13 protein-coding genes, 1 riboswitch and 1 other annotated feature are annotated in these 22,751 nt (G+C 50.4%); all 13 genes read right to left on the reverse strand.

The annotated features are described in order from the left end of the window. Positions 1-162: 162 nt before the first annotated feature. The 13 genes from ACTQ3A_RS04070 to nifJ all read right to left on the reverse strand — a co-directional run bounded on the left by ACTQ3A_RS04070 (position 163) and on the right by nifJ (position 22,556). Positions 163-1,461, reverse strand: a complete 1,299-nt coding sequence (locus ACTQ3A_RS04070; protein WP_441494117.1) for a bifunctional folylpolyglutamate synthase/dihydrofolate synthase — start codon at positions 1,459-1,461, stop codon at positions 163-165. After that, a complete protein-coding gene (locus ACTQ3A_RS04075) occupies positions 1,458-3,566 on the reverse strand; it encodes an LTA synthase family protein (RefSeq protein ID WP_441494118.1) in 2,109 nt (702 codons plus the stop codon). Before ACTQ3A_RS04075 ends, ACTQ3A_RS04070 begins: the two co-directional genes overlap by 4 nt. Before the next feature lie 28 nt (positions 3,567-3,594). Continuing rightward, positions 3,595-6,246, reverse strand: coding sequence for a valine--tRNA ligase (locus tag ACTQ3A_RS04080; RefSeq protein WP_441494119.1), 2,652 nt, complete (start codon positions 6,244-6,246; stop codon positions 3,595-3,597). Between the two features lie 62 nt (positions 6,247-6,308). Further along, positions 6,309-6,563 (reverse strand) — a binding site (T-box leader). Positions 6,564-6,978: 415 nt separating this feature from the next. Next, a riboswitch (cobalamin riboswitch) is annotated at positions 6,979-7,165 on the reverse strand. Positions 7,166-7,398: 233 nt separating this feature from the next. Next, positions 7,399-8,175, reverse strand: a complete 777-nt coding sequence (locus ACTQ3A_RS04085; RefSeq protein ID WP_441099911.1) for a histidine phosphatase family protein — start codon at positions 8,173-8,175, stop codon at positions 7,399-7,401. Positions 8,176-8,270: 95 nt separating this feature from the next. Beyond that, entirely contained in the window at positions 8,271-8,915 is a 645-nt protein-coding gene (locus ACTQ3A_RS04090; RefSeq protein ID WP_441494120.1) for a sigma-70 family RNA polymerase sigma factor, read from the reverse strand. Between the two features lie 536 nt (positions 8,916-9,451). After that, positions 9,452-10,723, reverse strand: coding sequence for an L-rhamnose isomerase (locus tag ACTQ3A_RS04095; protein ID WP_441494121.1), 1,272 nt, complete (start codon positions 10,721-10,723; stop codon positions 9,452-9,454). A 194-nt stretch (positions 10,724-10,917) separates the two neighbouring features. Next, entirely contained in the window at positions 10,918-12,339 is a 1,422-nt protein-coding gene (gene rhaB, locus ACTQ3A_RS04100) for a rhamnulokinase (RefSeq protein WP_441099920.1), read from the reverse strand. Between the two features lie 539 nt (positions 12,340-12,878). Further along, the gene (gene recO / locus ACTQ3A_RS04105; protein ID WP_441474991.1) at positions 12,879-13,529 is read right to left on the reverse strand and encodes a DNA repair protein RecO; all 651 of its coding nucleotides are present in this window, start codon (positions 13,527-13,529) and stop codon (positions 12,879-12,881) included. A gap of 70 nt (positions 13,530-13,599) precedes the next feature. Beyond that, positions 13,600-14,532 carry a GTPase Era gene (era, locus tag ACTQ3A_RS04110; protein ID WP_441494122.1) on the reverse strand — a complete coding sequence of 311 codons (933 nt, stop codon included), beginning with the start codon at positions 14,530-14,532 and terminating at the stop codon, positions 13,600-13,602. Between the two features lie 21 nt (positions 14,533-14,553). Continuing rightward, positions 14,554-17,469 carry an insulinase family protein gene (locus ACTQ3A_RS04115; RefSeq protein ID WP_441494123.1) on the reverse strand — a complete coding sequence of 972 codons (2,916 nt, stop codon included), beginning with the start codon at positions 17,467-17,469 and terminating at the stop codon, positions 14,554-14,556. A gap of 8 nt (positions 17,470-17,477) precedes the next feature. Then, positions 17,478-17,669, reverse strand: a complete 192-nt coding sequence (locus ACTQ3A_RS04120) for a hypothetical protein (RefSeq protein ID WP_441494124.1) — start codon at positions 17,667-17,669, stop codon at positions 17,478-17,480. After that, positions 17,647-18,477, reverse strand: a complete 831-nt coding sequence (locus tag ACTQ3A_RS04125) for an SseB family protein (protein WP_441494125.1) — start codon at positions 18,475-18,477, stop codon at positions 17,647-17,649. Before ACTQ3A_RS04125 ends, ACTQ3A_RS04120 begins: the two co-directional genes overlap by 23 nt. Before the next feature lie 533 nt (positions 18,478-19,010). Further along, positions 19,011-22,556, reverse strand: coding sequence for a pyruvate:ferredoxin (flavodoxin) oxidoreductase (nifJ, locus tag ACTQ3A_RS04130; protein WP_441494126.1), 3,546 nt, complete (start codon positions 22,554-22,556; stop codon positions 19,011-19,013). Positions 22,557-22,751 lie beyond the last annotated feature (195 nt).

The following is a 22,751-nucleotide window of genomic DNA, read 5'->3' on the forward strand; positions in this document are numbered from 1 at the left end:
CCGGCGTTTTCTCCTGTTTTGCTTCGTCCTATTCAGATAAACCTTCCATTGCACTTCGAGGCGTTCAGATAAACCTTCCGTTTCGTTCAGACAAACCCTCATTTTCGCCTCGGGGTGTTCAGATAAACCCTCAGTTTCGCTTCGCGGCGTTCAGATAAACCCTCAGTTTCGCTTCGCGGCGTTCAGATAAGCCTTCAGTTCTCCCGCCAGATACAGCGAACCGACGCAGAACAGCATGCCATCCTCCTTCAGGGCAAGGGCCAGATCAAAAGCCCTCTCTGGTGAAGGTTCCGAGAAGACCGCCACCGCTCCGTCATCCCGAAACAGCTCTGCGAGCTCATCCTCGGAAACTTCACGGCTGCCGGAGATCCGGGTCGTAATGACGCGGTCAGGGTGAATTCTCTCCACCAGTTCCCGGATCATGTCCTGGTATCTCTTGTCCCGGACACAGGAAAACAGCAGTGTAATCTCCTGATCCTTATGAAAATGTTCCACCGTTCTGACAAATTCGGCAATTCCGTCCGCATTGTGTGCGCCGTCGATGATGACATCCGGAAGCACCGTCTCCATCCTGCAGGGCCATTTCATCCGCGAAAGGCCTGCCGCCAGTTTTACCTCCGGTATCCCATGTATCTTCTCCAGAAGTTTCATCGTGAAAAATGCGAGAGAAGCATTCATCATCTGATACTCCGCAATCTGCGGAATCCGGAGACGGACGGCAGCAGTGCCATCCGGCGTAAAGTCAAAAGTGACCCCTTCCTTCGTCGTACGCACCACATGGTACATGGCAGGTGTCAGCTCATAGCAGGGCGCTCCAAGTTCCTCTGCTCGCTTCCGGATCACTTCGGAGGCTTCCCCATCATGTCCGTCAAAGATTACCGGTGCGCCCTCCTTGATAATCCCCGCCTTCTCAAAAGCGATCTCCGGGATTGTATCCCCGAGATACTCCGTGTGGTCCAGGCTGATCGATGTAATGATGGATGCGAGGGGATGCCGGATCACATTTGTCGCATCCAGCCTGCCTCCCATTCCGACCTCAAGGATCGTATAATCTACCTGTTTTTCCCGGAAAATTATAAGGCCCATCAGGAATAAGGTCTCAAAGTAGGTCGGATGAGTATCCCCCTCCGCCATGGTCAGCTTCACCGCTGCCATCACTTTGTCAAAAGCCTCTGTAAACAGATCATCACTCACCGTTTCTCCGTTGATCTGGTATCTCTCATTGATCCGGATCAGATGCGGAGACGTAAAAAGTCCGACCTTGTACCCGCCCTCCATCAGCATTGAATTCAGGTAGGCGCACACACTGCCCTTACCGTTTGTCCCGGCCACGTGTATAATCTTCATTACCTCTTCCGGGTGTCCGAGCCTGTCCAGAATGCGTCGTGTGTGATCAAGAGACGTCTTGGTGGTAAATTTCGGGATGCTTTCAATATAATCTACTGTTTCATTGTATGTCAATTTTTGGTTGCCTCTCCCTTTTCAAGGTATAATGCGAGCGGTTTTTCATCCGTTTCCGACAGAATCTCGTTCGAGGTATCACTCTTCTGAACCACACTGATCTCATCCGTGCCCTTCAGCTCAAGTCCCTGCGCAAGAAGCAGACTGTTGCTGACACAGACCGTATCCTTCACCATCTCACCATTCACCGCCAGTCTGCTGGCCGCCGTAAAGTTCTGCCCATAAACGTAATAAAGCGGTTCCTCATCGGTTCCAGATTTCACGATCCGCTCCACTTGAATCGGCTCGGTGCCCATCTTCATGTCGGTCGGCGCGAACGGACTCGTTCCGTTATAGACGTACTGCTCGCCATATAGCATATCATACTGCATAACCTCCAGATTGCTCTGGTAGAACCGGTCTCCCCGCTCCGACTCATGGTATCTGACCAGCGTCCCGTCGTACAGCCCGAGCCTCTTCAGAACCTCGGCTCCGATCTGATAGGCGGCCAGATTCTTGTCTTTCTTCTTCAGCCCCATGTTATCCCAGATGATATAGGGTGTACGGTATAGATTCCATCCCTTCACATCACTTTCCTTCAGTCCCATCGTCGGCAGATGATCTCCGTACATCACCAGAACAACCGGCTCATCAAAATTCTGAAGCGCATCCGTAAGCTCATGGACGAACTGATCCATCTCATGAATCTGCTCACAGTAATATTCCCACGAATAATCGTTCTGCTCTTTCTTCTCCGCTCCGGTCACAGTGATTTCCGGATCACTGATCACGGGCTCTGTCGGATAATCCCCGTGTCCCTGCACGGATACGGTGTATACATAGTCCGCTCCTTCCGTCGACTTCAGCGCCTTCATGATTTCCGCCGTCAGAATATGGTCCTTGACCCATCCGGTTTCCGTCACGTCGGTGATATCCGGCATGTATTCTTCGGAGGTGAAGGTGTCAAAGCCGAGATTCGGATAAACCGTGTTTCTCCCGTAGAAGGTCGCCTCATTATTATGAATGGCATGCGTACTGTATCCGACTCTCTTGAGATCGAAGGGAATGCTCTCTACGGTTTCCTTTTTCAAAACCGTCTTGTAGGGATACTCACCGGCCCCAAAATAAGACAGGCTCATGCCGGTGATCGCCTCAAATTCTGTGTTTACAGTTCCGGCACCAACGACCGGCACCTTCAGCATACCGGAAGAGTATTTCTTCTGCAGCTTATGGAAATATGGGATCGGGTCCTCAGAAATCTTCAGACCTGTCACAGTCTCCGGATCAAAAAAAGACTCCAGCTGAAGAAAAACGAGATTGGTGTCCGCCGCTCCCTTCGTATCAGAATCGGGAAGCTTTTCATCCTCATCCTTCTCGATATAGCTGATCAGCTTCTCGGAATATCCGTTCGGCCGGCTCATTCCGGTATCAAAAACAGTGACCGAGAAGCAGTATGGAAATCCATAGTTCTGATACGACATGGCAAGGTTTCCGAAATAACTGGAAAGGATTCTTGTGTGGATACCCAACTCGGTAGCACCCGCAAAAAGGGCAATGCTTGCGCCGACGATGACAACATCCACAAACCAGCTGCGTTTTCCCTGGTATTTCGGTGCCTTAAAGAAATAGCGGATCAGGAAGAAAATCCCTGCCGCCAGTCCGGCCATCATCAGGCCGAACAGGACCGGCGGAATATACTCCGTCACGACCTTCTTCGCGTCTGCGAGGAGCTTCAAATCCTGTCCCGTAAAAGGTGTGACACGATTTGACAGAATAATTCCGTTCGCCAGACTCAGTACAAACCAGAAACCGGACACAAATACCCGCACCCAGACGCGCCTGCGGAACAGAAATGCCACCGACATCGTCGTAAAGATCAGAAACGCGTTGTACAGAAAGACAAGAGGACTGTCTGTCATGTATTTCCACGCGCCAATAAACGAACGCCTGGAGATCAGCTCCATGATAAAATACAGGATGCAGCACCACAATGCCTGGAACGGCACCGAGAAACGGTTCATCAGACGGACCCAGTATTCCAGGTCCGCCCTCTTCTTCCTTCCGTTCAAACATTCTGTGTCATTCCCGTCGCAGTTATCCTTCTGTCCGAACACGATTCTCTTCATCTTTCTTTTTCTCCAGCTGCGTCTGCTCTCAGTTCTTCTCCAGCTGAGCCAGACGCTCTTCCACCTGAGCCATCATCTGTCTGTAATTTTCAAGCTTATCCCGCTCCTCCTGCACCTTCTTCTCAGGAGCCTTCTGAAGGAATTTTTCGTTTCCAAGCATTCCGTTCGAGCGGGCAATTTCCTTCGTCAGACGTTCTCTTTCCTTCGTCAGACGCTCTCTCTCCTTGTCGATATCGATCAGATCCGCAAACGGGATGTAAATCACCGCGCCCGGTATGATTGCTGAAAAGGCATCGTCATCGATATTCTCCTTCGTCTTCTGAAGAGAAACGCTCTCCGCATGAGCAAGTGTTCCGAAGAACGACTCTGCCTCTCTGAACTTCTTCAGCACATCCTCCTCACCGGAAACAATGAAGACATTTGCCTTCTTGCTCGGCGGCACGTTATGAGAGCTGCGCACGTCACGAATTCTGCGCACTGCTTCCTTCATTAGCTCGACAGCTGATTCTTCTTCAAAATGGTATTCTTCCCTATAGACCGGCCACGGAGAGATCATCACCGATTCCTCATCCGGATTCAATGTACAGTAGATCTCCTCTGTAATGAACGGCATGAACGGATGCAGAAGCTTAAGCGCCTCCGAAAGAACAGTCTTCAGCGTCCAGAGAACCGGAAGCTTCTCGTCTTCGTTCTCACTGTAGAGCACCGGCTTGGACATCTCAATGTACCAGTCGCAGAACTCCTCCCAGATAAAATCATAGACCTTCTGAACCGCAATTCCAAGCTCATACTTGTCCATGTTCTCCGTGACATCCTTCGCGAGGGTATTCGCCTTCGAGAGAATCCACCGGGAAGCGTAATCCAGCCTTGCAGGATCCATTTCCTTCGGAACCTCCGTATCGCCGAGATTCATCATAATAAATCTCGAAGCATTCCATACCTTGTTTGCGAAGTTCCGGCTCGCCTCAACCTTCTCCCAGTAGAAACGCATGTCATTACCCGGAGCATTTCCGGTCATGAGCGTCAGACGCAGCGCGTCCGCGCCGTACTTGTCAATCACCTCGATGGGATCAATGCCGTTTCCAAGGGACTTGCTCATTTTTCTTCCCTGAGAATCACGGACAAGACCGTGAATCAGCACATGGTGGAAGGGAACCTTCCCGGTCTGCTCAATTGCGGAAAACACCATCCGGATAACCCAGAAGAAGATGATGTCATACCCGGTCACCAGCACATCTGTCGGATAGAAGTACTCCAGCTCCGGCGTCTTGTCCGGCCAGCCAAGCGTAGAGAACGGCCAGAGCGCGGACGAGAACCAGGTATCCAGCGTATCCTCCTCCTGACGGAAATGCGTTCCTCCGCACTTCGGGCATTTTGCAGGCGCTCCGCCGCGCTGTACAACCATTTCTCCGCAGTCCTCGCAGTAATAGGCCGGAATTCTGTGTCCCCACCACAGCTGCCGGGAGATACACCAGTCCTTGATGTTCTCCAGCCAGTGTGTATAGGTCTTGCCATAGCTCTCCGGAACGAACTGCAGATCGCCGCTGTTCAGCGCATCCAGCGCAGCCTGTCCCATCTCCTTCATCCGGACAAACCACTGTGGCTTGACCATCGGCTCGACAGTTGTATGGCACCTGTCATGAGTACCTACAGAATGCGTGTGCGGAACGACCTTGACCAGAAGTCCCAGGTCCTCCAGATCCTTTACAATTGCCTTTCTCGCCACATAACGGTCCATACCCGCATATTTTCCGCACTTCTCATTCATGGTTGCATCATCATTCAGAATGTTGATTTCCTCGAGATTGTGACGTTTTCCTACCTCGAAGTCATTCGGATCATGAGCGGGAGTGATCTTTACACAGCCGGTTCCGAATTCCTTATCCACGTATTCATCCGCAATGACCGGTATCTCGCGGTCGGTCAGCGGCAGCTTCAGCATCTTGCCGACCAGATCCTTATATCTCTCATCATCCGGATTTACGGCAACCGCGGTATCGCCCAGAAGCGTCTCCGGACGTGTCGTCGCGATCTCGACAAATCTTCCCTCTTCACCCACGATCGGATAATTGATGTGCCAGAAGAATCCGTCCTGATCCACATGTTCTACTTCTGCGTCTGACAGAGAGGTCTGACACTTCGGACACCAGTTAATGATACGGCTTCCCTTATAGATCCAGCCCTTCTCATAAAGGCGACAGAAAACCTCCTCAACCGCTTTTGAGCAGCCCTCATCCATCGTAAAGCGTTCTCTCTCCCAGTCAGCGGAGGATCCGAGCTTACGCAGCTGTTTCATGATCCGACTTCCATAGTTATCCTTCCACTGCCAGCAGTATTTCAGGAATTCCTCGCGGCCGATCTCGCGCTTGTCAATGCCCTTATCCTTCAGCATATTTGTGACCTTTACCTCGGTCGCAATGGCCGCGTGGTCGGTACCCGGCTGCCAGAGTGCCTCATATCCCTGCATTCTCTTGTACCGGATCAGGATGTCCTGCATCGTATTGTCCAGTGCATGTCCCATGTGCAGCTGACCGGTTACATTTGGCGGCGGCATAACAATGGTAAACGGCTTTTTGTCCGGGTTCACCTTTGCGTGAAAATATCCCTTGTCCATCCAGTTCTGGTAAATACGGTCCTCAATGCCCTTCGGATCGTAGGTTTTGGCAAGTTCCTTACTCATGAAAAAAATCCTCCTCTGCCTTTTGGAAAAGCGAAAAAATAAAAGCCCCCTGCACACATCGTGCAAAGGGCGATCATATCGCGGTACCACCTTGCTTCACATATGTATCCGCGAAAGCAGAATCATATATGCCTCATTCTATCCGTTAACGGGGATCAGGCGGGAATCCCTGGCGACATGACGGAATGCTTTTCCGCGTCCTCAGGATTCCGACTCAGAAGCTACCTTCCGCACAGGGAAAACCCGGACCTCTCTCAGCAGCTGAAGTCCTCTCTGTCGGTGCCGTTGTGCGTACTCCTCTTCGTCACAGTCTTTTCATATTTAACGTTAATCATAATAAGGAAGTTTTCTTTTGTCAAGCGGATCCTGACCGCCCATAAACGCACAAAAAAAACGCCCTTGCAAAGGCGTATTGTCATCTCAACCCGGTATCCTCAGTTTTCTCTGCTGCAGGAGGCAAAAGCTCCGAAACGAGGTCTCGGCCGGAATCTGTTATCTCATCTCTGTCTTGTCTGTCACAAGAGGGGCGGGAACTCCAGAACAGCTTCTGTTCTGCGGAAAATCGTCAGCCATCTGTTGCGGAGGAAATGGTACGATAAAACATTGGCGTGCTCTGAAGAATCTCACCCTGCCGTAAAACCATGCATAAATCCTGCTCAAGGTCTCTGGCGGAGTGATTACTCGTTCAGACATTCCATATCTTCATAAAATGAAAGCTTTGCTCGGAAGCTTTAACCTATAACCTCTCAGGCAGGTTTCCTGACTCACGGATCAACGTTTCATGCGCCTTCTCATATGTGCGGACATACAATGGCATTTGCATCTCGCTCCCCGTATACAGTGACCGGATCGTCCAGGCCTTTCACCTGGTTCCCTCTCAGACCCCTTCTGAGGTCTCACCTGAAAAGCTGATATAGAATTTATACACGTCAATTATCATATGACAGATCGTTCCGATTGTCAAGACCCGAATGAAACGTTTCGCATCTGTCCGAATGAAACGTTTCGCATCTGTCTGATTGAAACTTTTCGCATTTGCGGTTCACACATTCATGATTATTCATGACTGACGGGTAAGGAATTAACAGTCCGTTTGCCATTCACCCTTTAAAAGCATTGTGACCCGCTGCAGTTTCCGTGCCGCCGGCATCTTCAATGTCTCTGCGACATGTCCGAATAAACCTCACAAAAGCGTCCCATGAAAGAGGGCTCCTCGTGACCCGCCTTCAGGTGTGAGATATCTCCGATCCTCAGCGCGCGGAAGATCGCCGTACAGGATTCTCTTTCCTCCGTCACGAGCTCCGTCACAGATGAAGGCTGCATGCAAAGGAAGTGCCAGGGAATGAACGGCGAACAGTTCCACAGATGTGACAGCAGTACGCAGCTGACCCCGAAGTGGCAGAATAGCGCCACGGTCTTTCTCGATTCTTTGCTCACATGGTAGCAGCCGTTTTCTCTCCGGTATCCGTATCCTTCAAGCAGACGATCCAGCTCCCCGGTCACCCAGTCGTAGACCTCCGTCATATTGCTGTTCTGCGCCACAAGAGTCTCCCTCCATTTTTCGGGATCCAGATAAGCCGGATCCTGCATCAGCGACGAAGGAAGCATGTCCCACGGAATTCCACGCGCAAGAGTCCCGTCTTCCAGTTTTCGCGCGTCCGGATATGCTTTCCTGAGTACATCCGAATGGTTGATATCCATCCTGCACTCAAATTCATGCAGCCATTCCATTGTTTTTCCATTTTCCCCAAGCTTTTCCAGAGTATATGAGGCAGTTTTCTGTGCCCTGCCCATGGGGGACATATAAATATCATCAATCTCTTCTCCGGCAAGAAGATCGGCCAGAAGTTCCGCCTCCCGGTCTCCCTTTTCCGTCAGCGTATCATGTACATAATCCGGGTCACCATGTCTGATCAGTAATAATCTCATATGAAATTCCTATCTTCCTTCTCTTAAGGATAACGATTAAGCACCTCAATTTCGAGTCAGCACCTCAATCTCTAGAACGTATTCTTCTCTCGATATCAGAAGTCCCGGGCTCTTCGGCTCCCGGGCTCCTCATAATGATTTTGCAAGCGAACGATGCTCATTTTGAAGGAAAAACAGCATCCTGTCAAGACCGGAAAGGCCGGATAAATGCACTGGCAAAACCACTCACGCATCCGAAAACAGCGGGACTGCATGCACAGCCCCGCCGCTCTACCTCTTACAAGCCGCGTCTTCACGGTATTCTCGTTCAGCCTGAGTACTTCCGCAATTTCACGAATCGTCAGTTCATCCGCATAATAAAGTGTAAGAATCATCCCATATTTCTCATCGACTCCCTGTATCAGTTCCCTAAACGAATCCCCTTCATTTTCCTCCCAGTTCTGCATTTCTGTTTTCTCGGGAATTTCTCCACTTCTGTCGTAGTGGGCCTGATCCCGGATAATCGCGTAACAATGATTCAGGAGGATTCGAATCATCCAGGTACGAAAAACCGCCGGATTCTTCAGCGTGTATATTTTTTCGAAGCACGTCAGAATGGTCTCCGCGACCGCATCCGATGCATCCTCATTATTCCGCAGAACCGACCAGGCTGTCTTATACATGATCTGCGTATTCTGATCCATCAGTTCAAGAAACGCATCTGTATCTCCATTTATTGCTCTTCTAACCAGTTGTTCCAAATGAAAGCTCCTTTAGAATATATGTCTTCCCGAAATCATATCGCCGTTTCCAAGGGCCTCTTTTCCGGCGTTGAACGTTCCTCTTTCCTTTCGGTCTTCCTGAATGTCCATTCATATATTAGATGAAAAGAGAGCAGAAATAGTTTCAAAAAAGCCGCCTATTAACGCGTCAACAAATTTCTCATAGTTTAAACGAGCTGGAATTTATAATCGTCCACCTTGCTCTTCGTCCTGTGTTTTTCTTTTTCACTCCTGCAATTGCATGGGAAGAAATAGCAGATCATGTATAATAATTTCAACCGTAAATTTCTGATGAATCAGAAGAATCCTTATCCCATACACTCGATAAATAATCCGTTCTGCCGGGTTTCATCCGCTAAAAAAAGGACCTCCACTCACAATGATTGGAAGTCCTTTTCATGATTTTATCATTTATCCGGCTCTATGGCCGGATTTCTCGCTCAATTTTACATCTTTTGTCATGTCCGAACAACAGTGCCGTGCATAGACATGCATTTCCTTGCTTCGCCTGCTTTTCAGCCGCGTTTGCTCTGAACCTCATCCCAGTATCTTGCGACCTCGGCGGAGTACTCCTTACCCTCCTGCGGGGCGCCGCATACCTCGTTGTAGTATGCCCAGATATCGCCGAACGGAAGCATCTTGTCCGCCTCCTGGTCGATCATCAGCTGTGTGAAGTTGCCCGCGTTCTGAAGTTCCTTCAGATGCTCATTCGGCAGGCACAGCGCATTCAGCAGGCACTTCTGCCAGGTACGGAAGCCGACTGCCCATGCGGATACACGGTTGATCGAAGCATCAAAATAGTCGAGTGCCATATGCACACGATCCAGCGCGTCATTGCGTACGATCTCCTTCGCCATCTCCTTCGGCTCATCATCAAAGAGAACGACGTGATCCGAATCCCAGCGAACCGGGCGGGTGATATGCAGAGCAATCTCCGGGAAGAAGGTGAGAAGCGCCGGAATCTTATCGGATACAACCTCCGTCGGATGATAATGGCCGTTATCCATCAGCGGAATCAGCTTGTCCTTATTGAATGCGGCATAGGTCAGCGCAAACTCAGAGGATCCGGAAGTGAATGACTCAACTCCGATTCCGAACACCTTGGACTCCAGGCACGGCTTTACCTTGTTGAAATCGTACGGCTCAGAAAGGATCTGGTCAACGGAATCCTTGTACCGCATTCTCGGGCCCATCCGGTCTGCGGGAACATCCTTCAGTCCGTCTCCGGTCCAGATATTCATCACACACACCTCACCGGTCTGCTCCGCGAAATAGTTTGCGATCCGAATGCATGCTTTTCCGTGCTCAATCCAGAACTTGCGGACATCCTCATCCGCGCTGGACAGGTTCATTCCGTCCGCGCCGGCACACGGATGAGAGAAGAAGGTCGGATTGAAGTCAATTCCCATATGATGCTTCTTTGCGAAGTCCACCCATTTCTGGAAATGCTTCGGCTCGATCTTGTCGCGGTCCACCTTCTGACCCTTTTCAAAAATTGCGTAGCTGGCGTGAAGATTCAGCTTTACCTTACCGGGAACAAGCCTGATCACCTCTTCAATATCAGCCATCAGCTCCTCCGGTGTTCTGGCGATTCCCGGATAGTTGCCGGTCGTCTGGATTCCTCCGGTCAGCTGACCGTCTGAATCGAAGCCGTGGACATCATCTCCCTGCCAGCAATGCAGGGAAACCGGAATATCCTTCAGCTTCTCAATGGCAGCGTCTGTGTCAATTCCAAGCGCCGCATACTGTTCCTTCGCAATCTCGTAGCGTTCCTTTACGGTTGTCATCTCTGTTCCTCCCATTCATTCGTCATTACAAATATTCTATTTTCACGGATCGATTCTTGCCGTGAGTCTTCGATCATCGTGAATCATTAATTACCATGTGTCATTTATTATCACCGGTCATTTCCCGGTGATGTGCTATGCGGCCGGCGGCTGTGGCGCAATTCAGAACCGGTACTGCGGCATACCGCTGAAATTCAGCCGGAAATCAGTTCTCCCTCCGGGCTGTATACCTTGATGCCGAAGGACTCGTGGATGTTCTCGCGTGCTTCCTCTACCGAATGGAAAACTCCGGTCGCGAGCATCTGCGCCGTGATATTGCCGATAGCGGTTCCTTCATTCGGACCTGCATGTACCTCTTTGCCGGTTGCCTTTGCGGTCAGACGGTTCAGATAGTCAACATTGCAGCCTCCTCCGACAATATGAATTCTCGAGTAGCTTCGGCCGTTCGCTTCCTCCAGCTCCCTCTCCGTCTTCGCGTAGCACTCCGCGAGAGATGTATAGATCAGCGTCGCGAGCTGTCCGAAATTCTCCGGTACCTTCTGTCCGCTCTCCTCACAGGCTTTCTTGATCTCGCCGATCATGCTGTCCGGGGAAAGGAATCTCTCGTCATTCGCGTCCACCCGCGACGGAAAGTCCTTCTCCGCCTCCGCCATCTCTACAATCTGCGGGAAACTGTATTTGTCATTCACCTCATGCCGAGCCGAATTGATCATCCACAGACCCATGATGTTCTTCAGATAACGGAATCTGTGATCATAGCCGCCCTCGTTTGTAAAGTTCAGTGCACAGCTCTTTGCCGAGGTATCGGCGGTTTTGCGCTCCACGCCCATAAGCGACCAGGTTCCGGAGCTGATGTACACAAAATCATCGTCATTTGCCGGCACTGAGAGAACCGCAGAACCCGTGTCATGCGTACAGGGCACAACGACCTCGAAGTCGTAACCGATCTCCTCCGCGAGCTCCGGACGGATATGTCCCAGCTTTGTGCCGGGCATCACAAGTTTCTGGAAGATCCGGCGCGGATATCCGAGCCTGTCAATCAGCTCCCAGTCGTACTCACAGGAAGCCGCGTTGATCAGCTGTCCCGTGGTAGCCTCCGTGTACTCATTCACCTTCTGTCCGGTAAGAAGGAAATGGAAATAGTCGGGCACATACAGGAGCGTCTCCGCCTTATCCAGGTACTCCGGATGCTTCGTCTTCACCGCCATGAGCTGATAAATCGTATTGAAAATCGCCTTCTGAATACCGGTGCGGGCATACAGATCCTCAAGCGAGATGATCTTATATACCTCGTCATCCATGCCGTCTGTCCGGTGGTCGCGGTATCCGACCGTGTTGCCCACAACGTTGTCATCCTTGTCCAAAAGGACAAAATCAACGCCCCAGGTATCCACACCCACGTAGCTTGGCATCTTTCCGATCTCTTTACACTTCTTCAGTGCAATCTTGACTTCACGGAAAATCCGGTCAAATTCCCAGCAGAGTTCCCCATCCTTCTTTACCATGCCATTCTCAAAACGGTGAACCTCCTGCAGCTGAAACTTTCCGTCCTCGATCCATCCGAGCATCATGCGTCCGCTGGATGCTCCGAAGTCCAATGCCCCATAATACGTCATAAAAAACCCTCCTTACACGCGCGTGATAAAATTACCCGATGTTTATCTTATTTATCTCGAGATTTTCCTTACATCCGGCACCCCTGTGTCTTGCTGTCCCTCATTATAGCAAAAGCGAAACGTTTTGAGTAGAACCAGGTTTGACAAAAAAAGGGTCTTCTTTTGCAACATAATCACAACAAATCGGTACGAATCCCTCGCAATCATACATCTGGTTCCTGTGAAGTTCACAGACATATTGCGGAAAAAGCCCTTCAGAAAACAATGCCGCGTAACGAGATAAAACACGCTGCGCGAGTTTTATCTCGCTATCGCGACGCTCGCGTAAAAAAACCTGTGAAAAGTCCCGGGTATCCCGAAATCTTTCACAGGTTCTTTCAGCTATTCTTCTTTTGTGAGGTGGGAACATACTCCCGTTTACCACTTCGACCCCTGTGCCGTATTCCCTGCTCCGGCTTTGCAGTACTGAGCCCCAAGGTTCCGCCTCGCAATCACCGCCCCCGAATATCCCTGCTCCGGCTTCAATATGCCGGGACCGGTCAGGTCCGGATCATTTCATTCAATACTCTCCTGCTCCTCAGCGGACGGTCGAGAATCCGGTCTGTCTGGCGGTTCAGCGCATTTTCCAGTTCCTTCAGCACCTCCGGCTTCACCTCAAAGGTATACAGCTTTGTCAGAGGAGCGCTCATGACATAGCGGACTACATACAGCGCGGACGGACTCATCAGAGCAGGATCCGGCGCATATTCACCATTTATCGTCATGATCCGGATCTCAAAGATCCGTCTTACCAGCCGGTTGTCCAGGTGCGGATTCAGGATCGCCTTCATGGTCAGATACAGAAGATTCAGCATGTCAGTACCGTCGATGCCCTCCCGGCCGTAGTAATCCGCAAAATCCAAGAAGTAATACCCGTAATAGACTCCCGGCTGTTCAAAGGCCAGCTCGGTGAAGTATTCCCGGATCGAAGCGGAAATCAGGCTGTAGGAATTTCTTCCTTCGATCAGCGTGAAGCTTCCGAAGGCAAAGGGATTGGACAGTGCCATGAGCGTGCTTCCCGGCCGGCGGGCGCCTCTCGCAAAACAGCTGATTCTGCCAAGCTCTCTCGTCAAAATCACAAGCCTTTTATCGTTTTCACCGATCGGCATCGCCGACAAAACCATTCCCGACACATTGATCTGTTCGTTCATATCTCTCAGCTCAGAATACTAAATCTGTTCACATCTAACGAGAGGCTAAAATTTCAATGGGCGTCGCAGCCTACTCTCTGAGTTCCTTCTTGTCGTAGCCGTAATTTTTGACGAGAATATCGCTTTCTCTCCAGTCCTTCCGCACCTTGACCCAGAGCTTCAGATTAACCTTGCCGCCGAGCATCGTCTCGATTTCTTTCCGTGCCTCGGTTCCAATCTTTTTCAGCATGGCGCCGTTTTTTCCAATAATGATACCCTTGTGGGATTCTCTCTCGCAGATGATCGTTGCCTCAATATCTGTAATCGAACCATCCGGACGCTCCCGCATCTTGTCGATGACCACAGCGATCCCGTGCGGTATCTCCTCTCCCAGAGACCGGAGTGCCTTCTCGCGGATCATCTCCGAGGCGATCTGCCGCATCGGCTGATCCGTAATGGTTTCCTCCGAAAAGAAACGCGGCCCGTAAGGGAGTACCCGGAACAGGCTGTCGATCAGCGCCTCCAGATTTCTGCTGTGAAGCGCAGACACACAGACAATGTCCTCGAACCGGGTAATATTCCGGTATGCTTCCATCGTGCTCTGTACGATATCCTTTTTGACCTTGTCAATCTTGTTGATAACAAGGATAATCGGAAGACCGGAGCGGTCAAGCATCTTTGCTATGTGCTGTTCCGCAGCGCCGATGTAATCGCCGGGTTCAATGAGCCACATCACAGCGTCCACGTCCTTCAGGGAACTCTCCGCCGCGTAAACCATGTATTCCCCCAGCTTGTTCTTCGCCTTGTGAATTCCCGGCGTGTCGAGAAATACAATCTGCCCGCGCTTGCTGTTGTAGATTGTCTGAATCCGGTTCCGGGTTGTCTGCGGCTTTCGTGAAGTAATCGCAATCTTCTGTCCGATCAGATGATTCATCAGCGTAGATTTTCCCACATTCGGTCTTCCAATTAATGCGACAAATCCCGATTTGATCTCCCCGGTTCCAGTCCCCATTCCTGCTTCCATACCTTTTCTCCCCGTCCTGTCTCAGGTAAGGCTTTCAATCTTCCTGAAGAGGTCTGCGTGTTTATCCACGGAGCTTTCACTTCCGATCACACAGATATTGCGCGCGGCAAGAACCGATGCGACCGGATCCGCGAGTGCCCGGATATTCTCCGCTTCCGCGTCCAGAACCTCATCTCTTTCCTGCTGAAAATCCTTCTCTGTCAGACCCGCGAACCAGCAGTTCAGCGCGAAGCTTCCCCTGGAAGAAGCTGTCATCGGTGTATCCATCTCACTGATTGTACCGATGATGTATTTCGTCATAGCCTTTTCATCCGCGTCAAACTTTCTGAGATACTCCGGCAGACCGGCATATACGTCCAGTGTGTTCTTCAGATGAGGGTCCCTGTACGATACCAGATAACTGTCGCCGGAACGTTTGAAGCTGCTCATGCAGCCGTAAGCTCCGCCGAGTACCCTCAGATTCATCCACAGATAATCGTAATTCAGAATCATTCGAAGAATCCGGAAGGCTCCGGTATATTCATATCCGTCTTTCCGGTAATTGCCTGCCTGGGCAACGAACTGCACCTGTCCGGAGGTCTTGAATCCTTCATTCTTCTGCTCCGGCTTCCAGTCAAAGCTTCCCTCCTCGAAGGGATCTGTGCAGAGATTCTCCTCAAGCGACAGAATTTCCTCTTCTATACCGTCAAATCCCTCTTCCTCAGCTGTCACGCTGACCGTCAGATTCTCAGGACGGAATACGATCTTCATGAGCTTCTGAAGGTTTTCGATCAGGTTATCCGCTTTCTCTTCAAAATGCTCATCCAGATCCTTTACCAGACGGAGCTGGTCAATTCCCGTTGTTTTCTCTGTCCATGCGGAAAGAAGAGACTGATAGGACAGTGCCCGCTTCGCCGCGGAAGTATGACCCGCGGCAGGGATTGCCTGCTCCATTCCTGCTCTTGTACTTGCAAGAATCTCATGAAGTCTCTTTTTGTCATTAAATTTCGACGTCTTCAGGATCTCCTGAATCATCTCGAAGACAAAATCTTTCTCACGGTAGAGATATTTTGCCTTTACCCCGAACATGCGATAGCCCTTGGAATCATCCAGCCCCTTCTCCGTCGGAAGAACCTGCAGACCGAAGTTGATTCCACCGGTCCTTGCGTTGATTTCATGGAACAGCCTGCCGTAGGTATAGTGCTCCGTATCCACGACTCCGAGCATATTCTTCAAAATTCCGAGATAAGGAACCAGTTCATCCGGAATCTTCGCGGTATCAAACAGCAGCGTCAGATAAGCGATTCCGTTTGTAAAATAATGATGTCTCAGATATGTGGTGTCGTTGACACGAATTTGTTCCGTGTCCGGATGAAGCGGTGTCTTCCGGTCGATATCCTTTCTGGAAAGCATCGGAAGCGAATTCAAAGCCTCCTCGGAATCCTCTGATTCCTGATATTCCTTTAACGCCTTCGTCCCGGCAACCATCGCATCCAGCTCCTCATCTGAGAGCGATGCCTTATATGCTGCGAGCTTCTCCGCCGCAGCCTTCTCTCTGCGGGCAGCCAGACCTTTCTCCGGCTTCAGCGTCACAACCGCGGCATGATTGTTTGACAGGAGATACCTGCGAATCAGATTCTCAAAATAGCCCGTGCCATTTCGTTTCTTGAGTTCTTCAAAAGCATCCAGCTCTTTCAGGTATTCAAAAGGCTTCCCCTCGTCATAGAGCCAGCTGTCAAAAAGATCCATACCGTAGATCAGGCCCTTCGGGAACTGCGCATAATCTGCCTCCCGGAAACGGAACTCGAAATAATTGATTCCCGAGGCAATAGCGAGTGTGTCCAGCCCCTCCTCCGCCAGCTTCTCCAGCGTGTCATGCACGACAGACAGAAATCTGTCCTTATCCTCCGCATTTGCGTTCTTCGCAATCACGGAAAAGAACGGCTGAAGAATTCCGTCGTTGTAGGCACCTTCCACATCTCTTCCGATTCCCGCGTCCAGCAGTGCCTGCTTGACCGGAGCTCCCGGTGCGTCCAGAAGTACATACTCCAGAACCGAGAAAGCAATATTAAGCGTAACATCCGAATAATCCCCGACCACCGTGTTGACAGACAGATACGTATTGTCCCTCTCAGGCTCACTGTCCAGAATCGGGTAACTCATCGTGACATCCTTTACCTCAGAGAACGGTTTCTGCATCGGAATCTCCGACTCAACTGGTATACGATCAAAAAGGCTCAGATACTCCCGGTCCAGCCACTCCAGCTTCTCCTCCATGTCCATGTTTCCATAAAGATAAATATAGCAGTTGGAAGGGTGATAATACTTTCTGTGGAAATCCAGAAACTCCTCATACGTCAGATCCGGAATTACCTCCGGATCTCCGCCGGATTCCACGCCATAGGGAGTATCCGGAAACAGAGCATTGAAGACGGCACGGTCAAGCACCTCATCCGCCGATGAAAAGACGCCCTTCATCTCGTTGTAAACGACGCCGTTGTAGGTCAGAGGATCCTCTCTGTTCTCGAGCTGATAATGCCAGCCCTCCTGACGGAAAATCTTCTCGTTCTTATAAATATTCGGAAAGAACACAGCATCCAGATATACATCCATCAGATTTTGAAAATCCGTGTCATTACAGCTGGCTACCGGAAACATCGTCTTGTCCGGATACGTGAGGGCATTCAGGAATGTATTCAGAGATCCCTTTACCAGTTCTACAAAAGGATCCTTCAGAGGAAACTTTCTGGATCCGCATAATACGGTATGTTCAATAATGTGCGCGACTCCCGTCGAATTTTTCGGCGGAGTCCGGAAGGCGATGTTGAACACCTTATTCTCATCATCGTTGGAAAGGAGCGCAATCCTGGCGCCGCTCTTCCGGTGACGGAGAAGCTTTCCCTCAGCGTGCACGTCTTTGATATATTCTTCACTGATTAATTCATACTTATCTGTCATACGCAGCTTCACTCTCCTGACTTCTCATTTCTATAATTTTTCCTCCGGAACCGGATGGAAGCAAATCTCCCGCTGCCCACTCTCCGTGACCGGATGCAAACAAACGCCTCCTGCTGTCCGATCTCCGTGACCGGCTGAAAACAAACGCCTTGTCCGATCTCCGTGACCATGCGTCTGTCACCGGTCGTTGTTTTCCCCATAGCGCTCCGCCATCTGTCTCAGCTGGTCCGCAGTGAGTACAAGGTTAAAACCGGCCGGGTTAAAGACAAATCCCTCGGATTCCTTTACCAGGAAATTATGAATCCGGTCATAGGTGATCGGTGTCAGTTCAAGCTTCACGCCCTTGTTTCTCTGATTGAACTTCTGCACCTCGCCGAAATCCGTGTAAACCGGCTGGAAGGTCTTCCCCGCCTTCGTTTTGACAAGCGGAACCTTCACCTTCTGGTTCTTGTCCTTCGGGTCCCATTTTCCCTCAATCTCGCTGACATCAAACGAGATGATAAACCGGGAACGAAACAGATTGTGCGCCATCTCCTCTTCAAGGTCGTGCAGATGCTTCTTCTCCTCCTGATTACGTTCAACCGGTCTGGTAAGCTCCTGCATGAAATACAGTGCCGTCAGCTGAAGTTCCGGATTCGCCCTCGGAATCTTATCATTCCGCAGCGCATCAATATCCGGTTTCTCCACCAGATCCGTGAGCTGAATCCGGATCGGCGCGCCCTCCTCCTGATACATCACGGCATTGATGCCGTACAGATAAAGTGTCCTCAGGAACGGAAGAATCATCCCCCGTTCAACCTTCACTGCCTGCAGCAGATATTTGTCCAGGGTGTATGGATGCGCAAAGGTCTGCGTCATTTCCTTCGTGGTAAAAATATAGATCTGATCATCGAATGTCTCCGGATCACACTCCACAAAAGGGCAATGCGTAAGTGCCGAATACAGGACATAGATGCTCTCATTCTTCTCGATTTTTTTCAACATAAAACTCTTATCAATTATTGCCATGTCAGTTCCTTACCGCACAGCTTTCCTGTGCCTGAATGATGAATAAATATAGTAACGTCCCCCTCGGGACCGGGATTTTTGTCACCGCAAACCACGCATGCAAAGCGCGTACTTATGCACTCTGCGACGTGAGTCATCGCTTTTGACGCTGTAATATACTATATCATATTGTAAATCCACGCGCAACGAACCGAAATTGTTAAAGGTTTGACCCGTAAATTCTTCGCTTTGTCTGTCCTGACCGATTAAGAAAAAGATACTGTGATCGAGACCTTTTCCCTGCTCAATTATATAATTGGTGAAGGATCCTGCAGAAAGGAGCATGAAACCCAATGAGTGTGAGCGGATGTGGTCTTTTTCCGCTTCAACTAATGATATGCGGAGCATCTGGAAATTATACAAAAAAAGAAACCCGGGGCAGATTTCTCTGCGCCGGGCGTATTACACGTTTGAACTCTATATATCCGACCGGATCTGGGATCCGGGAGCAGGGCCGCGGCATAGCCGGGTCCTGCATTTATTTTATCAAAATTTTACTGCTCTGCCGGTCCGTACAGCTTGATGAGCTTGTTGAGGTATGTATATCTCTCAGCAGACTCCTCTTTCTGTTTGCTCTGCAGTCTCTCAGCCTTCGCCGGGTTCGCACGCTTCAGAGAATTGTAACGTACCTCACCATCCAGGAAGTCCTGATAGATATCTGCCTGCGGAGCCTTGGAATCCAGAGTAAATGCAGGCTTATCTGTTCCAAGCAGTGCCGGGTTGTAACGGAACAGATGCCAGTATCCGGACTTAACCGCAAGCTCTTCCTCGGTCATTACCTTGCCCATACCCTTGCGGATACCGTGGTTGATACACGGAGCGTAAGCAATGATCAGAGAAGGTCCGTCATAAGCCTCAGCCTCGCTGATTGCCTTAACCGCCTGGTTGTAATCAGCGCCCATAGCGATCTGCGCTACATATACGTAGCCGTAGGACATAGCGATGGAAGCAAGGTCCTTCTTCTTGGTCTCCTTACCGCCTGCAGCGAACTGAGCAACTGCTCCGGTAGGTGTAGCCTTGGAGGACTGTCCGCCGGTGTTGGAGTATACCTCAGTATCAATAACCAGAACATTGATATCCTTATCGGAAGCGATAACATGATCCAGTCCGCCGAATCCGATATCATAGCCCCAGCCGTCACCACCGAATACCCAGTTGGACTTCTTCGCCAGGAACTGTTTGTTGTCCTTGATGAACGCAGCCTCTTCGGTTGTATTGTTAGCGATTGCAGCCAGCAGCTTATCTGTTGCGACTCTGTTCTCAGCGCCCTTTGTCATGGTGTCAAGCCATGCCTGTCCGGCTTCCTTGACAGATGCATCCTTCTCAATAAGAGTTTCAACCTTTGTCTTCAGCTCATCACGGATAGCCTTCTGTCCAAGCAGCATACCATAGCCAAACTCTGCGGCATCCTCAAACAGGGAGTTGGACCATGCCGGTCCTCTGCCGTTCTGATCTACCGTATAAGGTGTAGACGGTGAAGAGTTCGCCCAGATAGAAGAACATCCGGTAGCGTTTCCGATCTGCATTCTGCTTCCGAACAGCTGAGTGATCAGCTTTACGTAAGGAGTCTCGCCGCAGCCTGCGCATGCGCCGGAGAACTCGAGCAGAGGTTTCTTGAACTGGCTTCCCTTTACGGAAGTGATCTTGAATTTGTCGATAACATCCTGCTTCTCCGGAAGCTTAACCGCATAATCGAAGCCCTTCTGCTGATCCATGGCGTCGGCAATCGGAGTCATGGTCAGGGCCTTCTCACCCTTCTTGCCCGGACATACATTCGCGCAAGATCCGCAGCCTGTGCAGTCCATGGTGGAAATCTGAATGCCGAACTTGTAGGACGGCATACCGGTCATCGGAATGTTCTTGAAGCCTTCCGGTGCCGCAGCAACCTCAGCCTCTGTCAGAGCGAACGGACGGATAACCGCGTGCGGGCAGACATAAGAACATCTGTTACACTGGATACAGTTGTCGCTGTTCCAAACTGGAACATTTACAGCGATGCCACGCTTCTCATAAGCAGCAGTACCGGACGGAGTCTCGCCGTTTGAATATTTCAGAACGTCGGAAACCTTCAGGTTGTTGCCCTCCTGAGAGGAAACAGCCAGCTGAATGTTGTTGACGAAATCAACGGCATCCTTGCGGCCCTCGGAAACCTTCTTGAACTCAAGGCCTTCATCCTCACAATCAGCCCAGCTTGCAGGTACCTCTACCTGAACAGCTCTGTCTGCGCCGGCGTCGATAGCAGCCCAGTTCTTCTTGACGATATCATCACCCTTGCGGCCATAAGTAGCCTTTGCCGCTGCCTTCATCAGCTCGATTGCCTTCTCCTCCGGAATGATACCCGTCAGCTTGAAGAACGCGGACTGAAGAATGGTGTTGATACGGGTCGGTCCCATGCCTACCTCGATACCTGTCTTTACACCATCGATGACATAGAACTTAATGTGATGCTTTGCGATATATGCTTTAACCTGTCCCGGAAGATGCTTCTCCAGCTCTTCTCCGGTCCACGGGCAGTTCAGCAGGAATGTTCCGCCGTCTACCAGCTCCTGAACCATGTTGAACTTGGTGATGTAGGACGGATTGTGGCATGCAACAAAGTTTGCTCTGTGAATCAGGTAAGTGGATTTGATCGGTTTCTTACCAAAACGCAGATGAGACATTGTTACACCGCCGGACTTCTTGGAATCATAATCGAAGTAAGCCTGTGCGTACATGTCTGTGTTGTCGCCGATGATCTTGATGGAGTTCTTGTTTGCTCCTACGGTACCATCAGCTCCAAGTCCCCAGAACTTGCAGTTTACCGTTCCTTCCGGTGTGGTAACAAGCGGCTCGCCTACCGGCAGAGACAGATTGGTTACATCATCGACGATATCGATGGTGAATCTCTCCTTTGTCTCGTTGTCGTATACAGCAACGATCTGCTCCGGAGTGGTATCCTTGGATCCAAGTCCGTAACGTCCGCCAAAGATCTTGATTCCGTCGAACTTGCTTCCGCGGAGTGCTTCAACAACATCCAGGAACAGAGGCTCGCCAATGGAACCCGGCTCCTTTGTACGGTCAAGTACGGAAACCTTCTTTACCGTATCCGGGATTGCGTCAATCAGTGCCTGTCTGGAGAACGGTCTGTACAGACGTACCTTTACAACACCAACCTTGCGGCCCTGAGCCATCAGGTAATCGATGGTCTCCTCGATACAGTCGCATACAGAACCCATAGCTACGATAACCTGATCTGCATCCGGAGCGCCATAGTAGTTGAACAGCTTGTAGTCTGTTCCGATCTTGGCATTTACCATATCCATGTACTTCTGAACGATTCCGGGCATTTCATCATAGAGGCTGTTGCATGCCTCACGGGTCTGGAAGAAGATATCCGGATTCTGGGCGGATCCCATTTCCTTCGGGTTCTCCGGGTTCAGAGCGTTTGCCTTGAACTCCTTCAGAGCCTTGATATCGATCATGTCTCTCAGATCCTCATAATCCCAGGTCTCAATCTTCTGAAGCTCGTGGGATGTACGGAATCCATCAAAGAAGTTGATGAATGGAAGATGTCCGGAGATAGCTGCTGCATGAGCGACAGGCGTCAGATCCATAACCTCCTGTACAGAAGATTCGCAGAGCATAGCAGCGCCGGTCTGGCGGCATGCATATACGTCTGAATGATCACCGAAGATGTTCAGTGCATGTGTAGCAACGCAGCGCGCAGATACATCAAATACTGCAGGCAGCTGCTCACCGGCGATCTTGTAGATGTTCGGGATCATCAGAAGAAGACCCTGGGATGCGGTATATGTGGTTGTCAGAGCACCGGCTGCTACAGAGCCGTGAACGGCACCAGCTGCACCTGCCTCAGACTGCATCTCTGTGATCTGAACTTCCTGTCCGAACAGATTCTTTCTTCCCTGAGTTGCCCACTCATCAGTGTGTTCAGCCATCGGTGAAGAAGGTGTGATCGGATAGATCGCTGCCACTTCGGTAAAAGCATACGAAGCATGAGCTGCTGCTGTGTTACCATCCATGGTTTTCATTTTTCTTGCCATCGTAACTATTCCTCCTTATATAACTTAAGATGTATAATTGATTTTATACACATACAAGGTTATTATAGCACCCGTATTTTTCTTTGTCACCAGTTCGGCAAATGTATTTTATTAAATACACTATGTCTGTAACATACACCTCTTCTTTGAATACGCCGTTTCCGTTACATACGCCTCTTCTTTGAATACACCGTT

Source organism: Bilifractor sp. LCP21S3_F8 (assembly GCF_052117805.1).
Taxonomy (GTDB): Bacteria; Bacillota; Clostridia; order Lachnospirales; family Lachnospiraceae; genus Bilifractor.

Coding starts and splice junctions, on each gene's coding strand:
- ACTQ3A_RS04095 (WP_441494121.1), bottom strand. CDS start 10,723: ATGACAACCGTAAAGGAACGCTACGAGATTGCGAAGGAACAGTATGCG.
- nifJ (WP_441494126.1), bottom strand. CDS start 22,556: ATGGCAAGAAAAATGAAAACCATGGATGGTAACACAGCAGCAGCTCAT.
- recO (WP_441474991.1), bottom strand. CDS start 13,529: ATGAACGAACAGATCAATGTGTCGGGAATGGTTTTGTCGGCGATGCCG.
- ACTQ3A_RS04120 (WP_441494124.1), bottom strand. CDS start 17,669: ATGGGGAAAACAACGACCGGTGACAGACGCATGGTCACGGAGATCGGA.
- rhaB (WP_441099920.1), bottom strand. CDS start 12,339: ATGACGTATTATGGGGCATTGGACTTCGGAGCATCCAGCGGACGCATG.
- ACTQ3A_RS04075 (WP_441494118.1), bottom strand. CDS start 3,566: ATGAAGAGAATCGTGTTCGGACAGAAGGATAACTGCGACGGGAATGAC.
- era (WP_441494122.1), bottom strand. CDS start 14,532: ATGGAAGCAGGAATGGGGACTGGAACCGGGGAGATCAAATCGGGATTT.
- ACTQ3A_RS04115 (WP_441494123.1), bottom strand. CDS start 17,469: ATGACAGATAAGTATGAATTAATCAGTGAAGAATATATCAAAGACGTG.
- ACTQ3A_RS04125 (WP_441494125.1), bottom strand. CDS start 18,477: ATGGCAATAATTGATAAGAGTTTTATGTTGAAAAAAATCGAGAAGAAT.
- ACTQ3A_RS04080 (WP_441494119.1), bottom strand. CDS start 6,246: ATGAGTAAGGAACTTGCCAAAACCTACGATCCGAAGGGCATTGAGGAC.
- ACTQ3A_RS04085 (WP_441099911.1), bottom strand. CDS start 8,175: ATGAGATTATTACTGATCAGACATGGTGACCCGGATTATGTACATGAT.